Origin of the sequence: Rhodoferax sp. BAB1, from assembly GCF_013334205.1 — a bacterium.
Lineage (GTDB): Bacteria > Pseudomonadota > Gammaproteobacteria > Burkholderiales > Burkholderiaceae_C > Hylemonella.
In genome coordinates this window covers 2,972,058-2,985,702 of the sequence record NZ_CP054424.1, presented here as the reverse complement: position 1 = coordinate 2,985,702, position 13,645 = coordinate 2,972,058, and the positions used below count along the sequence as shown (strand labels likewise).

Sequence of the window (13,645 nt, the reverse complement as noted above, 5' to 3'; positions counted from 1 at the left end):
GCCGCTGCTGGACGGGAATGAGAAGAAATACTTGACCGAGTGCATCGAGACGGGCTGGATTTCTTCCGAAGGCCCGTTTATCAACCGCTTCGAAAATGAGTTTGCGGTCAAGGTCGGCAGAAAGTACGCCATAGCGGTGGCCAACGGGTCGCTGGCGCTCGACGCGGCGATGATGGCGCTTGATCTTGAGCCCGGCTCAGAAGTGATCATGCCCTCTTTCACCATCATTTCCTGTGCTGCCGCCATTGTGCGTGCCGGGTGTGTGCCAGTGGTGGTCGATGCCGATCCGTTGACCTGGAACATGGATGCGAATCAGATCGAGTCTCGCATCACCCCACGCACAAAAGCCATCATGGTGGTGCACATCTACGGCCTGCCCTGTGACATGGATGCGGTAATGGCGATCGCGCACAAGCACGGCTTGCGTGTGATCGAAGATGCGGCGGAAGCACATGGACAGGTCTGCGCGGGGCAGGCTTGCGGCAGTTTTGGTGATCTGAGTATTTTCAGTTTCTATCCCAACAAGCACGTAACCACCGGCGAAGGTGGCATGATCTTGACCGACAGCGTAGTGTTGGCCGATAAGTGCCGGGGCCTGCGAAACCTTTGCTTCATGCCTGAGCGCCGCTTCGTGCACGAGGCGCTGGGCTGGAACATGCGTATGACCAACATGCAGGCGGCGCTGGGCGTGGCCCAGTTGGAGCGGTTGGATGAGTTCGTGCAACGTAAGCGCAACATGGGTCGCCTGTACACGGAGCTTCTGGCTGATGTGCCGGGTATCCAGTTGCCTTTGGCCGCCACCGGATATGCTCAGAACATCTATTGGGTCTACGGCATGGTGCTGGATGAATCGCTCAACTTTGACGCCAAAGAGGCCATGCGTCGACTTTCGGAGGCCGGCGTCGGAACGCGGCCGTTCTTCTGGCCTATGCACGAGCAGCCCGTGCTTCGTCGCATGGGCTGGTTTGCCCAAACGCATTGCCCGGTGGCGGAGCGGATCGCGCGCCGAGGGTTCTACATTCCCAGCGGACTGGCGCTGAAAGAGGAGCAAATCCGTACTGTAGCCAAGGTTGTGCGGGAGGTCATTCGATGAGCGGCAGCTTTGGCCTTTACTCCCAATACTACGACCTCCTGTATGCCGACAAGGACTATGCCGGCGAAGTGGCCTATGTCCTGTCGCTGTTGGGCCAGCATGCGCAGAGCAAGGTGACCTCGCTTCTTGAGCTGGGGTGTGGGACTGGTATCCATGCGGCGCTGATAGCGAAGCAGGGCTTGGGCGTGCTTGGCGTCGATATGAGCGCTGAGATGCTCGCTGAGGCGAGGACGCGCGCCTCAGCGCAAGGGCACCTGCAAAAACAGCTTTCATTTGAGCAGGGAGATGCGCGTGATTTTCGTGCGAATCGGCGGTTCGATGCAGTGGTCTCGCTTTTTCACGTGCTCAGCTATCAATCACGTGAGGTAGATTTGCAGGCCATGATGCAGACGGCCGCCTCGCATCTGGAGTCCGGCGGGATTTTTGTGTTCGATTTCTGGTACGGGCCGGCCGTGCTCTGGCAGCGTCCGGCTGTGCGTATGAAGCGCCTGGCCAATCAGGAGATTACGGTTGAGCGCTTGGCGGAGCCCGTCGTGCTGGATGCCGAGAATGTCGTAGATGTTAATTACTCGGTGTCGATTCGAAACCTGAAGACAAATGCAATCGAGCAGATCAAGGAGACGCATCGCATGCGCTATCTGTTCATCCCCGAGATCGACAAGCTTCTCGGTGAGAATGGTTTCAAGAGGCTCCGGGCTGAGGAATGGATGACTGGACGTTCTCCGTCCGTCGATTCCTGGGGTGTCTGCGTCGTAGCTGCAAAGCATTGAAGGCCCGGGTGTGAAAGAGGCCGCTTTCTCTCGGCAGCCAGTCGAATTGGGGTTGTTTCTCGGCGTCGCGCCAACGGCCGGGGGAATGTTCCAGTATGCGCAGTCTCTTGCGGAGGCGCTGTCCAAGCTGGACCCGGTGCGGTACAAGGTGACCATCGCGTACAGCGACCAAGAGTGGGCGCCTATACTTGTCCGCCTGGGGCTCCAGGGGAAAACCTTAAAACACGTCAAGTGGGGGCAGCGAATCGCAAATGCCGCCATGGTGCTACAGATCCCCGCCGGCATGTGCCAACGTCTTCTGTGCTGGTTCAATCCACTTGTCAATGAATTGCGGCAGTTGCGGTGCGATGCGTGGATCTTTCCGGCGCAGGAGGCTCTAAGCTATCAGATGCCAGGACTGGTTGTGGGAACGATTCATGACCTGATGCATCGGTATGAGCCGCACTTTCCGGAGGTTAGCTCAGGCTTTCGCTTCCATATTCGAGAGCAACGCTTTCGCAATATTTCGCGTGCTTGCGTCGCCGTATTGGTCGACTCGAAGGTCGGCCAGGACCAAGTGGTGCAGAGCTACCATGTGGAGGCGTCGAAGATATTTTCTTTGCCATACGTCGCTCCGAGCTATCTTTCCAGCACCAACGAACGGGAGGATTTTGACAGGCACTATCAGTTGCCTTTCCGGTTCTTGTTCTATCCGGCGCAATTCTGGCCGCACAAAAACCATAAACGCCTGATCGAGTCGATAAAGACTGTGGCCCAACGCTATCCGGATGTGGCGTTGGTGCTTAGTGGCGGTTTTCGCCATGCCTACGAAGAGGTTCGGGACTATGCGGAAGCTCTAGGTATGGTTGAGCGGATTCGTTTTGTCGGTTATGTTCCCGACACCGATCTTCAGGGTTTCTATCGCCGAGCTCGCGCACTGGTGATGCCGACATTTTTTGGCCCTACAAACATTCCTCCGTTGGAGGCCATGGCGTTGGGATGCCCGGTGCTGGTGTCTGGGATTTACGGCATGTTTGAGCAATGCGGAGATGCGGCGCTTTACTTCTCTCCTCTGTCGGTGGATGAGATGACCGATCAGATCCTGAAGGTGTGGGGGGATGACGCTCTGGCTCAGGAGTTGGCGCGCAAGGGCATCGAGCGCAGCCAGGGGAAAACGCAGCTGCAATTCAATGATCAGGTCAGAACCATCCTTGATCGTGTATTCGCCGCAGTTGTTCAGAAATAGCACGGCTCGAATGGCATGAAGATCAGCGTTATCACAGTCTGCTTCAACAGCGAGGCCACGATAGCCCATACTCTGCAGGCGGTTGCCGCGCAGACGCACCCGGACGTTGAGCATGTCATCGTCGACGGCGGGTCGCGAGATGGTACGGTCAAGCTGGTCGAAACCTTGGGACGTAACGGCAGGGTCATCCTTTCAGAGCCCGACAAGGGCATCTACGACGCCATGAACAAGGGCCTGCGGCTGGCCACCGGCGACGTGATCGGTTTTCTCAATGCCGATGACATGTACGCCGACGATGGGGTGTTGGCGCGTGTCGATGCGCTCATGCAGCAGGACAGGCTCGACGCCTTGTATGGTGATACGGAGTTTGTGCATCCTGCTAATCTGAACAAGCCGGTGCGCCGTTACCGATCTGATCGTTTCCGGCCGGACCGTATTGCCTGGGGCTGGATGCCGGCGCATCCGGCGCTCTTCCTCCGGCGTCAGGTCTTTGAGCGCTATGGAGGTTTTCGTCCGGACTATCGCATTGCGGGTGACTTTGAGCTGGTCGCGCGTATCTTTCATCCGGGTGAGCTGTCCTACAGGCACATCCCCGAAGTCCTCGTGCGCATGCGCACCGGCGGCATCAGCACCGGGGGCTTGCGCAGCACCCTGCTTCTCAACAGTGAGGTGTTGCGGGCGTGCCGGGAAAACGGGATCAGCAGCAACTGGCTGATGATTCTTTCCAAGTATCCGGCCAAGCTTCTCGAGTATTTGCGCAAATGAAAGTCCTGGTGACCGGTGCCAATGGTTTTGTCGGCCGGACGCTTTGCGCGTGGCTGCTCAAGACGGGGCATGAGGCTGTGCCCGGCGTAAGGCGCGAGTACGGTATGCGGGGTGAGGCGGTGGTCGGAGATATCGATGCTGCCACACACTGGGCCGAGACGCTCGAGGGGTGTCAGGCGCTGGTTCACCTGGCGGCCCGCGTCCACGTCATGCGCGACACAGCCGCCGACCCGCTGGAAGAATTCCGCCGGACCAACGTGGCCGGTACCCTGAACCTGGCGCGCCAGGCTGCCGCGGCGGGGGTGCGGCGTTTTGTCTTCATCAGCTCGGTCAAGGTGAACGGGGAATCGACGCTGCCGGGGCGCCCGTTCACGGAACGTGACGCGCCGGCCCCGCAGGATGCCTACGGCCTGTCCAAGCTGGAGGCAGAGTTGGGCCTGCGTGCCATTGCGCAAGAGACGGGCATGGAGCTGGTCGTCATCCGCCCGCCGCTGGTCTATGGTCCCGGCGTGCGTGCCAATTTCCGTGCCTTGATGCGGGCCGTGGCCCGGGGCCTGCCGCTGCCGCTGGCGGCTGTGGACAACCGGCGCAGTTTGGTCGGTCTGGACAACCTGGTCGATTTCATCGTGACCTGCATCGACCACCCGTCGGCGGCACATGAGATCTTTCTGGTCAGTGATGGCGAAGACCTGTCGACACCCGGTTTGATCCGGGGCCTGGCCCAGGCCATGGGGCGGTCGCCGCGGCTGTTTCGCCTGCCCTTGTGGATGCTGTGGATCCCGGCAGCGCTGCTCGGGCGCCGGGCGACCCTGGAGCGGGTCTGTGGCAGTCTGCAGGTGGATATTTCAAAGGCACGCACAATACTCGGCTGGCATCCGCCGGTCCCTGTGAGTGAAGGGCTGGCACAGGTCGTGCGGCACCACACATCATGATGAAACGTTTGTTTGATTTCTTTCTGGCGGTCCTGGCCGCCCTGATGCTGTGCATCCCCATGCTGCTGGTCGCTTTGCTGGTCAGGCTGACCAGTCCGGGGCCTGTCTTGTACTGGTCCGACCGGGTGGGCAAGGACAACCGGATCTTCCGCATGCCGAAGTTTCGCAGCATGCGTGTGGGGACGGCAGCCGTTGCGACCCATCTGCTGGAGAACCCCGGGGCCTGGCTGACCCCCGTGGGTGGTTTCCTGCGCAAGACCAGCCTGGATGAGCTGCCGCAGTTGTGGAGCATCCTGAGGGGCGACATGAGTTTTGTCGGCCCCCGGCCGGCCTTGTTCAACCAGGCGGACCTGATCGCCCAGCGGACCGAGCACGGTGTCCATGCGCTGATGCCGGGCTTGACCGGCTGGGCGCAGATCAATGGGCGTGACGAACTGCCTATCCCGCAAAAGGTCGCGCTCGACGTCGAATACCTGAAGCGTCGGTCGTTCTGGTTCGATCTGCAGATAATCCTGGCCACGGCCGTGAAGGTCGTCCGCCGTGAAAGTGTTTCGCATTGATCGCAGACATCAACAAGAGGAGTACACCGTGGGCAATCTGATCGAGATCCAAACCCAGATCGAGAAGCTGCAGAAGCAGGCGGCCGAGATCAAGTCGCGCGAGTTCGACAAGACGGTGAAGCAGATCCAGGCCATGATGGAGGCCTTTGGCATCACGCTGCGCGACCTGCAGCAGGCCGCGGGAAAACCGCGTCAGCGTCGCGGTAAGGCCAAGGCCACGCCGGTCAGGAAGCCGGCAGTGAAGAAGGTGGTACGAAAAGCCGCGAGCAAAGCAGGCACCAAGGTGGCGGCCAAGTACCGCGGTCCCAAGGGAGAAACGTGGAGCGGCCGCGGCTCCATGCCGCGCTGGCTGGTCGAGCTGGTGGCCCAGGGCAAGTCGCGCGACAGCTTTGCCATCAAGGGCTGAGGAACCGGCAACAGAAATGCAGCACAAGATTCTTGCCTGGCCACGGGTCGTGAAGCGGCTGGTGGTCGTGGGTATGGACGTGGTCTTGTCGTTGCTGGCGACCTGGCTGGCCTTTTCCTTGCGCCTGGACAGCCCGCATTGGCCAGACGAGGTGCAGTTGCGCGTCTATGTGCTGGCGCCGCTGCTGGCCATTCCCGTGTTCATCCGGCTGGGCCTGTACCGGGCCATCTTCCGCTACACCGGCCAGGCTGCGCTGCTGACGACGGCCAAGGCCGTCGCGATCTACGGGCTGCTGCTGCTGGGTGTGTTGCTCTGGGCGCACTGGACCAATGTGCCGCGCAGTCTGGGGGTGCTGCAGCCCCTGATCTTCCTGCTGCTGGTCGGTGGCAGCCGGGCGCTGGCGCGTTTCTGGCTGGCCGGCTGGGGCCGGGCGCAGGCCGGCCAGGGCCGCGTCCTGATCTATGGCGCGGGGCTGGCGGGCGCGCAGACCGCGGCGGCGCTGGCCATGAGTGGCCAGTACAGCCTGCTGGGTTTTGTGGACGACGACCCGGCCAAGATCGGACGCAGCATCAATGGCGTGCTGGTGCATGCGGGGACGGATGTGTCGACCCTGGTGAGCCAGCTGGCTGTCACCGACATCCTGCTGGCTTTGCCCAGTGTGACGCGCGAACGCCGCAACCGCATCATCGAAAGCCTGCGCCATCTGCCGGTGCATATCCGCACCCTGCCGGGCATGGCCGACCTGACCAGCGGCCGCGTCACGGTGCAGGATTTCCGTGAGCTCGACATCGAGGACCTGCTTGGCCGTGATCCCGTGCCCCCGGATGCCGACCTGATGGCCCGGGATCTGGCGCAGAAGACCGTGCTGGTGACCGGCGCCGGCGGCAGCATCGGCGGCGAGTTGTGCCGCCAGATCCTGCGCCAGGGTCCCCGTCAGTTGCTGCTGCTGGACCACAGCGAGTTTGCGCTCTACAGCATGCACCAGGAACTGGAGGCGCTGTGCCGGAGCACGGGTCTGGCGACCCAGTTGCTGCCCTTGCTTGGCAGCGTCAACCATGAGGTGCGTTTGCTGGAGATTTGCCGGCAGTACCAGCCCCATACGATCTACCACGCCGCCGCCTACAAGCACGTGCCCATGGTGGAGTGCAATCCGGCCGAAGGCATACGCAACAACGTCTTCGGAACGCTGAACATGGCGCGGGTGGCGCGCGACTGCGGCGTCGCCCGTTTCGTGCTGGTGTCGACCGACAAGGCCGTGCGCCCGACCAACATCATGGGGGCCAGCAAGCGCATGGCCGAGCTGGTGTTGCAGGCCATGGCCGCCGAGGCCGGGCCGACCTGTTTCAGCATGGTGCGTTTCGGCAATGTGCTGGGCTCCAGCGGCAGTGTGGTGCCCCTGTTCCGCCGTCAGCTCGCAGCGGGCGGCCCGCTCACGGTCACGCATGCGGACGTGACGCGTTATTTCATGACCATCCCCGAAGCCGCCCAGCTGGTGCTACAGGCTGGCGCCATGGCGGGCGGCGGGGAGGTGTTCGTGCTGGACATGGGCGAGCCGGTACGTATCCTGGACCTGGCGCGGCGCATGGTCGAGCTGTCGGGGCTGACGGTGCGTGACCCGGAGCACCCCCGGGGCGACATCGAGATCGCCATCACCGGCCTGCGTCCCGGCGAAAAGCTCTACGAGGAGTTGCTGATCGGCGACAACCCCACGCCGACCGGCCATCCGCGCATCATGAAAGCGCATGAAGACTGCCTGCCTTGGCCCGAACTGCAGCTGCAGCTCGCGCGACTGCAGCGTGCGGCCGACACCGGTGACGAGGCCGGGATCCGCTTCGTGCTGCAGGCCTGTGTCCACGGCTTCCAGGCCGGGGTGTCACAGTGATCGGGCACAATCACCGCAATGTTTCCGTCTGATCCCACCATGACCGACACCCCCGCCATCCTTCCCCGCGACAAGGCCCAGATCCTGGCCCAGGCGCTGCCCTACATCCGCAAGTTCCATGGCAAGACCATGGTGATCAAGTACGGCGGCAACGCCATGACCGACCCGGCCTTGCAGGCCGCCTTTGCCGAGGACGTGGTGCTGCTCAAGCTGGTGGGCATCAACCCGGTGGTGGTGCACGGCGGCGGCCCGCAGATCGAGACGGCGCTCAAGCGCCTGGGCAAGAAGGGTGAATTCATCCAGGGCATGCGCGTGACCGACGCCGAGACCATGGAAGTGGTCGAGTGGGTGCTGGCCGGTGAGGTGCAGCAGGACATCGTGGGCCTGATCAACCAGGCCGGCGGCAAGGCCGTGGGCCTGACGGGGCGTGATGGCGGCCTGATCCGCGCCAGGAAGCTCAGGCTGGTGGACGCCAGCGACCCGAGCAAGGTGCACGACGTCGGCCTGGTGGGTGACATCGAGTCCATCGACCCCAGCGTGGTCAAAGCCCTGCAGGACGACGCCTTCATCCCGGTTGTCAGCCCCATCGGCTTCGGCGCGCACAACGAAAGCTACAACATCAACGCCGACGTGGTGGCCGCCAAGCTGGCCACCGTGCTGCAGGCCGAAAAGCTGCTGATGCTGACCAACATTCCGGGCGTGCTGGACAAGCAGGGCCAGCTGCTGACCGAGCTGACCATGAAGCGCATCGACGAGCTGGTGGCCGACGGCACCATCTCGGGCGGCATGCTGCCCAAGATCGCCGGCGCGCTGGACGCGGCCAAGAGCGGCGTGAACGCGGTGCACATCATCGACGGCCGTGTGCCGCATGCCATGTTGCTGGAAATCCTGACCGACCAGGCCTACGGGACCATGATCCGCTCCCATTGAAGGTGGCTCACGGCCCGAGGAGAGTGGGTGACCACTGAGGAAAAACCCCTAAGCGGGCCTGTGCGAGAATGAAGAAAAGGGATTTCCGAACACCATGTCTGACGCCGAAAACACCACCTCTGCTCCCGCTGAAACCCCGGTCCGCAAGCGTCCCAAGCCGGGCGAGCGTCGGGTCCAGATCCTGCAGGCCCTGGCCAGCATGCTGGAGCAGCCGGGTGCCGAGCGCATCACCACCGCCGCCCTGGCCGCCAAGCTGGAGGTGAGCGAAGCCGCCCTGTACCGCCATTTCGCCAGCAAGGCCCAGATGTTCGAGGGCCTGATCGAGTTCATCGAGCAGGCCGTTTTTACCCTGGTGGGCCAGATCGCCGAGCGCGAGGCCGCCGCCACCGACCCGGCCGCGGGGTCCCGTCACGCCGGCAAGGTGGTCACCATGCTGCTGCAGTTCGCCGAGAAGAACCCCGGCATGGTGCGTGTGATGGTGGGTGACGCCCTGGTGTTCGAGAACGAACGCCTGCAGCAGCGCATGAACCAGTTTTTCGACAAGATCGAGTCCACCCTCAAGCAGTGCCTGCGTGACGGCGCGCCCGGTGGCTCCATGACGCCCACGGCCGACGCCCAGGTGCAGGCTTCGGTGCTGACCGCCTTCGTGGTCGGCCGCCTGCAGCGCTTCGCCCGCTCGGGTTTTAGGCGCACGCCCACCGAGCACCTGGACGCCAGCCTGGGCCAGATGCTGCGCTGAGCGGCCTGTGCCGCACGGCCCGCTGACCGGGCCCCCATCAAAATCAGGAGACTCCATGAAACTCGTGCGTTATGGCCAGCCGGGCAAGGAAAAGCCGGGCCTGATCGATGCCGCTGGCAAGCTGCGTGACCTCAGCGGCGTGGTGCAGGATATCGGCCCGGCCCAGCTGACGGACGCCGTGCTGGCCAGACTTCTCAAGCTCAAGACCGACAAGCTGCCCCTGGTGCGTGGCAAGCCGCGTTTGGGCTGCCCGGTCAGCGGCATCGGCAAGTTCATCGCCATCGGCCTGAACTACAGCGACCATGCCAAGGAAGCCGGCATGCCCATCCCCAAGGAGCCGATCGTCTTCACCAAGGCCATCAGCTGCATCCAGGGGCCGGACGACGACGTCATGCTGCCCAAGGGCTCGGTCAAGGGTGACTGGGAGATCGAGCTGGGCGTGGTGATCGGCAAACAGGCCCGCCATGTCACGCAAAAGGCGGCGCTGGACCATGTGGCCGGCTACTGCCTGTCCAACGACGTCAGCGAGCGCGAGTTCCAGCTCGAGCGAGGCGGCCAGTGGGACAAGGGCAAGGGCTGCGACACCTTCGGCCCCCTGGGCCCCTGGCTGGTCACGAAGGACGAGATCGAGAACCCGCAGCGGCTGGCCATGTGGCTGGACGTCAACGGCCAGCGCATGCAGACCGGCAACACCCGCACCATGATCTTCAGCGTGGCCAAGATCGTCAGCCACCTCAGCGAGTACATGACCCTGATGCCGGGCGACGTCATCATCACCGGCACCCCGCCCGGCGTGGGCCTGGGCATGAAACCCCAGCGTTTCCTGAAGGCGGGTGACGTCATGACCCTGGGCATCGAGGGCCTGGGCACCCAGACCCAGCGCGTCGTGCCCTTCAAGCGCTGAGCCGGACGCCAGCAGGGAGCGTCTTCCCGCGGCGGCCAGCCAGTGGCGCTTCAGAACCGTTGTGTCAGCTGGGCGAACAGGACGGCCGGCATTTCACCCGCGTCGGTTTTGAAATGGGGGACGTACAGGATGTTCAGGCCCGTACCCGTTTTCTTGTATTCCAGGGACAGAACGGGAAGGGCGCCGGGGAGCCACATATGCTCACCGTCGAAGTGCAGCGCCCGGTAAAAAAGAAATACGCCGCCGCCGGCGTCGACAGACCACGCCGCACTGTCGAAGACGCGCTTTTGCCACACGGCGGCGCCGTAGGCTCCCCAGGACTCGACGCTATCCCGCATCACGCCTGCGGCCGTCTTGAAGTACCAGTCGGTCTCGCCCCACTTGGCGCGCGTCTCCAGGCCCAGGCCCGAGTGGGTTTCGTTCCATTTCCTGTTTTTTTCCTCAGGCGGTTGAAAGTGGTGGCTCATACCTGGCAGCAGGATGGCCACGGCCGGGCGACTGGTCAGGTCCCACAGCAGCTCTTCACCGGCGGGTGCATCTTGTTCCGCGCTTGCAGCAAAAGAAAAAAGCGACAAAAACAGAGGCAGCAGTACTGCCTTTAAAAGTCCATCCATGCAGTGTCCTTGCAGAAACTTGCGTTCAAGCGCGATATTCAGTGGGGCGACGCTTCGCGAGGTGGAAGGTATTTTCCCAAAGGGCGCTTTGTCCCGGTCAAAACAAATGCCGCCATTTACCCGGCCATTTGTACCGTGCTGGCCCCGTGCCTTTGGCTCAATTTGGTAACGGGGCTGTAACGAAGCCCTTCTTTTTTTGTCCCGGCTCTTGCGGATTGGCGCTTTTCGTGCAAAATAGCACGACCGTTCGTTTTTATCCCAAAGCCATGTCCCTAGTCTCACCGGCCAGCAAACCGCAGCGCAGCGCTCCGCGCGAGAAGACCCGCGACGGCCGTGCCCTGCACAAGGGGCAGCAGACCAAGCTGACCATCATAGACGCCGCCCTCGGCCTGGCCGCCCAGATCGGCCTGGAGGGCCTGAGCATCGGCGTGCTGGCCGAGGTCACGGGCATGAGCAAGTCAGGTGTGTTTGCCCACTTCGGTTCGCGCGAGGAGCTGCAGATCTCGGTGATCCGCGAGTATTTCAGCCGTTTCGAGCAGGAGATCTTCTACCCGGCCCTGCATGAGCCGCGCGGCCTGCCGCGCCTGCAGGCCCTGTTTTCCAACTGGATGAAGCGGGTGACCGTGGAAATCCAGTCCGGCTGCATCTTCATCAGCGGCGCCGTCGACTTCGACGACCGGCCCGGCCCCGTGCGCGATGCCCTGGCCAGCTCGGTCAAGACCTGGCTGACGGCCGTGCAGCGCGCCATCGTCCAGGCCAAGGAAGAGGGGCAGCTGCTGGCCGATGCCGACGAAGGCCAGATCGGTTTCGAGATCCACGGCCTGATCCTGGCCGTGCACTACGAGGCCCGTTTCCTCAAGACCCCCGGATCGATAGCGCGCGCCAACAAGGCCTTCGAGCAGATCCTGGCGCGTTACGGCGCCGAGGGCAAGGCCGTCAAGACCGTGACATCCAGAACGGCCATCGTCAAGCCGATCCGCAAAGCCCCCCCCAAATCCACCACCCTATCCAAACAGGAGTAAGCCATGCCCAGCTACAACCCGCCCCTGCGCGACATGCAGTTCGTCATGCACGAAGTGCTGAACGTCACCGAGCAGCTCAAGCAGATCCCGCGCCACGCCGACACCGATGCCGACACCATCAATGCGGTGCTCGAAGAAGGCGGCAAGTTCGCCGCCAATGTGATCTTCCCGCTCAACATCAGCGGTGACGCCGAAGGCTGCAAGCTGGACAAGACCACGCACGAAGTCACCGCGCCCAAGGGCTTCAAGGAAGCCTACGCCCAGTACGTGGAAGGTGGCTGGGCCGCGCTGAGCTGCGACCCGGACTACGGCGGCCAGGGCCTGCCCTTCGTGCTGAACCAGTGCATCTACGAGATGATGAACTCGGCCAACCAGGCCTGGACCATGTACCCCGGTCTTTCGCACGGCGCCTACGAGGCCCTGCACGCCCACGGAACCGACGAGCAGAAGAAGCTCTACCTGCCCAAGCTGGTCAGCGGGGAGTGGACCGGCACCATGTGTCTGACCGAACCTCATTGCGGTACCGACCTGGGCATGCTGCGCAGCAAGGCCGAGCCCCAGCCGGACGGCACCTATAAGCTCAACGGCGCCAAGATCTTCATCAGCGCCGGTGAACACGACCTGGCCGAGAACATCGTGCACCTGGTGCTGGCCCGCCTGCCCGACGCCCCCAAGGGCAGCAAGGGCATCAGCCTGTTTGCCGTGCCCAAGTACAACGTGAAGGCCGACGGCTCCCTGGGCACGCGCAACGGCATCTACTGCGGCGGCCTGGAGCACAAGATGGGCATCCACGCCAACTCCACCTGCCAGATGATCCTCGAGAACGCGGTTGGTACCCTGGTGGGCCAGCCCAACAAGGGCCTGCAGGCCATGTTCGTGATGATGAACGCCGCCCGCTTGGGCGTGGGCAACCAGTCCCTGGGCCTGACCGAAGTGGCCTACCAGAACGCCCTGGCCTACGCCAAGGACCGCATCCAGATGCGCTCGCTCTCCGGCGTGAAGGCCAAGGACAAGGACGCCGATCCGATCATCGTGCACCCCGATGTGCGCAAGATGCTGCTGACCGCCAAGGCTTACGCAGAAGGCGGCCGCGCCCTGGCCTGCTACTGCGCCATGCTGCTGGACCAGCACCTGTACCACCCCGACGAGAAGGTGCGCAAGGAAAGCGACGAGATGCTGGCCCTGCTGACCCCCATCATCAAGGCCTTCCTGACCGACAACGGCTTCGAAGCCACCGTGATGTGCCAGCAGGTCTTCGGTGGCCACGGCTACATCAAGGAATGGGGCATGGAGCAGTTCGTGCGCGATGCCCGCATCAACATGATCTATGAAGGCACGAACACCGTGCAGTCGCTGGACCTGCTGGGTCGCAAGATCCTGGGCAACAACGGCGCAACGCTCAAGAAGTTCGGCAAGCTGGTGGGTCAGCTGGTCGAAGCCGAAGGCGTCAACGAGAAGATGGCCGAGTTCATCAACCCCCTGGCCTACCTGGGCGACCAGATGACCAAGTTCACCACCGAAGTCGGCTTCAAGGGTTTCCAGAACCCCGACGAAGTGGGGGCTGCCGCTGTGGACTACCTGCGCGTGGCCGGCCACCTGGTCTTTGGTTATTTCTTCGCGCGCATGGCCTCGGTTGCGCTGAAGGAAATCGCTGCCGGCAACACCGATCCCTTCTACCAGGCCAAGCTGCAGACGGCACGCTTCTACTTCGCCAAGCTCTTCCCCGAGACCGCGTCGCTGATGCGCACCGCCCGTGCCGGCTCCAAGGTCCTGATGGACACCGATCTGGCCCTGGCCTGAAGT

At 62.9% G+C, this 13,645-nt stretch carries 14 protein-coding genes; 13 read left to right on the top strand and 1 reads right to left on the bottom strand.

Annotated elements, in window-relative coordinates; genetic code table 11:
* The first annotated feature begins 31 nt into the window (after nucleotides 1-31).
* The 11 genes from HTY51_RS14345 (at nucleotide 32) to HTY51_RS14295 (ending at nucleotide 10,206) form a co-directional block, all read left to right on the top strand.
* Nucleotides 32-1,093: a DegT/DnrJ/EryC1/StrS aminotransferase family protein gene (locus HTY51_RS14345; protein WP_254606896.1), complete on the top strand. Its 1,062-nt coding sequence runs from the start codon at nucleotides 32-34 to the stop codon at nucleotides 1,091-1,093.
* Nucleotides 1,090-1,863 carry a class I SAM-dependent methyltransferase gene (locus HTY51_RS14340; RefSeq protein WP_174253354.1) on the top strand — a complete coding sequence of 258 codons (774 nt, stop codon included), beginning with the start codon at nucleotides 1,090-1,092 and terminating at the stop codon, nucleotides 1,861-1,863. Before HTY51_RS14345 ends, HTY51_RS14340 begins: the two co-directional genes overlap by 4 nt.
* Nucleotides 1,864-1,873: 10 nt before the next feature.
* Nucleotides 1,874-3,088 carry a glycosyltransferase family 1 protein gene (locus tag HTY51_RS14335; RefSeq protein ID WP_217448213.1) on the top strand — a complete coding sequence of 405 codons (1,215 nt, stop codon included), beginning with the start codon at nucleotides 1,874-1,876 and terminating at the stop codon, nucleotides 3,086-3,088.
* 15 nt (nucleotides 3,089-3,103) lie between these two features.
* Entirely contained in the window at nucleotides 3,104-3,853 is a 750-nt protein-coding gene (locus HTY51_RS14330; RefSeq protein ID WP_174253353.1) for a glycosyltransferase family 2 protein, read from the top strand.
* The gene (locus HTY51_RS14325; RefSeq protein ID WP_174253352.1) at nucleotides 3,850-4,785 is read left to right on the top strand and encodes an SDR family oxidoreductase; all 936 of its coding nucleotides are present in this window, start codon (nucleotides 3,850-3,852) and stop codon (nucleotides 4,783-4,785) included. The genes HTY51_RS14330 and HTY51_RS14325 overlap by 4 nt, the downstream gene beginning before the upstream one ends.
* Nucleotides 4,785-5,345 (top strand): sugar transferase, encoded by a 561-nt coding sequence (locus tag HTY51_RS14320; RefSeq protein ID WP_174254298.1) that lies wholly within the window; start codon nucleotides 4,785-4,787, stop codon nucleotides 5,343-5,345. The genes HTY51_RS14325 and HTY51_RS14320 overlap by 1 nt, the downstream gene beginning before the upstream one ends.
* A 28-nt stretch (nucleotides 5,346-5,373) precedes the next feature.
* Nucleotides 5,374-5,751 (top strand): H-NS family nucleoid-associated regulatory protein, encoded by a 378-nt coding sequence (locus tag HTY51_RS14315; protein ID WP_174253351.1) that lies wholly within the window; start codon nucleotides 5,374-5,376, stop codon nucleotides 5,749-5,751.
* A gap of 16 nt (nucleotides 5,752-5,767) precedes the next feature.
* Nucleotides 5,768-7,633 carry a nucleoside-diphosphate sugar epimerase/dehydratase gene (locus tag HTY51_RS14310; protein WP_174253350.1) on the top strand — a complete coding sequence of 622 codons (1,866 nt, stop codon included), beginning with the start codon at nucleotides 5,768-5,770 and terminating at the stop codon, nucleotides 7,631-7,633.
* Between the two features lie 39 nt (nucleotides 7,634-7,672).
* Nucleotides 7,673-8,563 (top strand): acetylglutamate kinase, encoded by an 891-nt coding sequence (gene argB / locus HTY51_RS14305; protein WP_174253349.1) that lies wholly within the window; start codon nucleotides 7,673-7,675, stop codon nucleotides 8,561-8,563.
* A 94-nt stretch (nucleotides 8,564-8,657) separates the two neighbouring features.
* Complete coding sequence (slmA, locus tag HTY51_RS14300; RefSeq protein ID WP_174253348.1) at nucleotides 8,658-9,302, top strand: nucleoid occlusion factor SlmA; 645 nt, start codon at nucleotides 8,658-8,660, stop codon at nucleotides 9,300-9,302.
* Nucleotides 9,303-9,357: 55 nt separating this feature from the next.
* A complete protein-coding gene (locus HTY51_RS14295; protein ID WP_174253347.1) occupies nucleotides 9,358-10,206 on the top strand; it encodes a fumarylacetoacetate hydrolase family protein in 849 nt (282 codons plus the stop codon).
* 50 nt (nucleotides 10,207-10,256) lie between these two features.
* Here HTY51_RS14295 and HTY51_RS14290 read toward each other — a convergent pair whose 3' ends face one another.
* On the bottom strand, nucleotides 10,257-10,820 hold the full coding sequence (locus HTY51_RS14290) for a hypothetical protein (protein ID WP_174253346.1): 564 nt from the start codon (nucleotides 10,818-10,820) through the stop codon (nucleotides 10,257-10,259).
* A gap of 266 nt (nucleotides 10,821-11,086) precedes the next feature.
* Between HTY51_RS14290 and HTY51_RS14285 the strand changes: the two genes are divergently transcribed.
* On the top strand, nucleotides 11,087-11,842 hold the full coding sequence (locus tag HTY51_RS14285) for a TetR/AcrR family transcriptional regulator (RefSeq protein ID WP_174253345.1): 756 nt from the start codon (nucleotides 11,087-11,089) through the stop codon (nucleotides 11,840-11,842).
* A 3-nt stretch (nucleotides 11,843-11,845) separates the two neighbouring features.
* Nucleotides 11,846-13,642, top strand: a complete 1,797-nt coding sequence (locus HTY51_RS14280; protein WP_174253344.1) for an acyl-CoA dehydrogenase C-terminal domain-containing protein — start codon at nucleotides 11,846-11,848, stop codon at nucleotides 13,640-13,642.
* Nucleotides 13,643-13,645 lie beyond the last annotated feature (3 nt).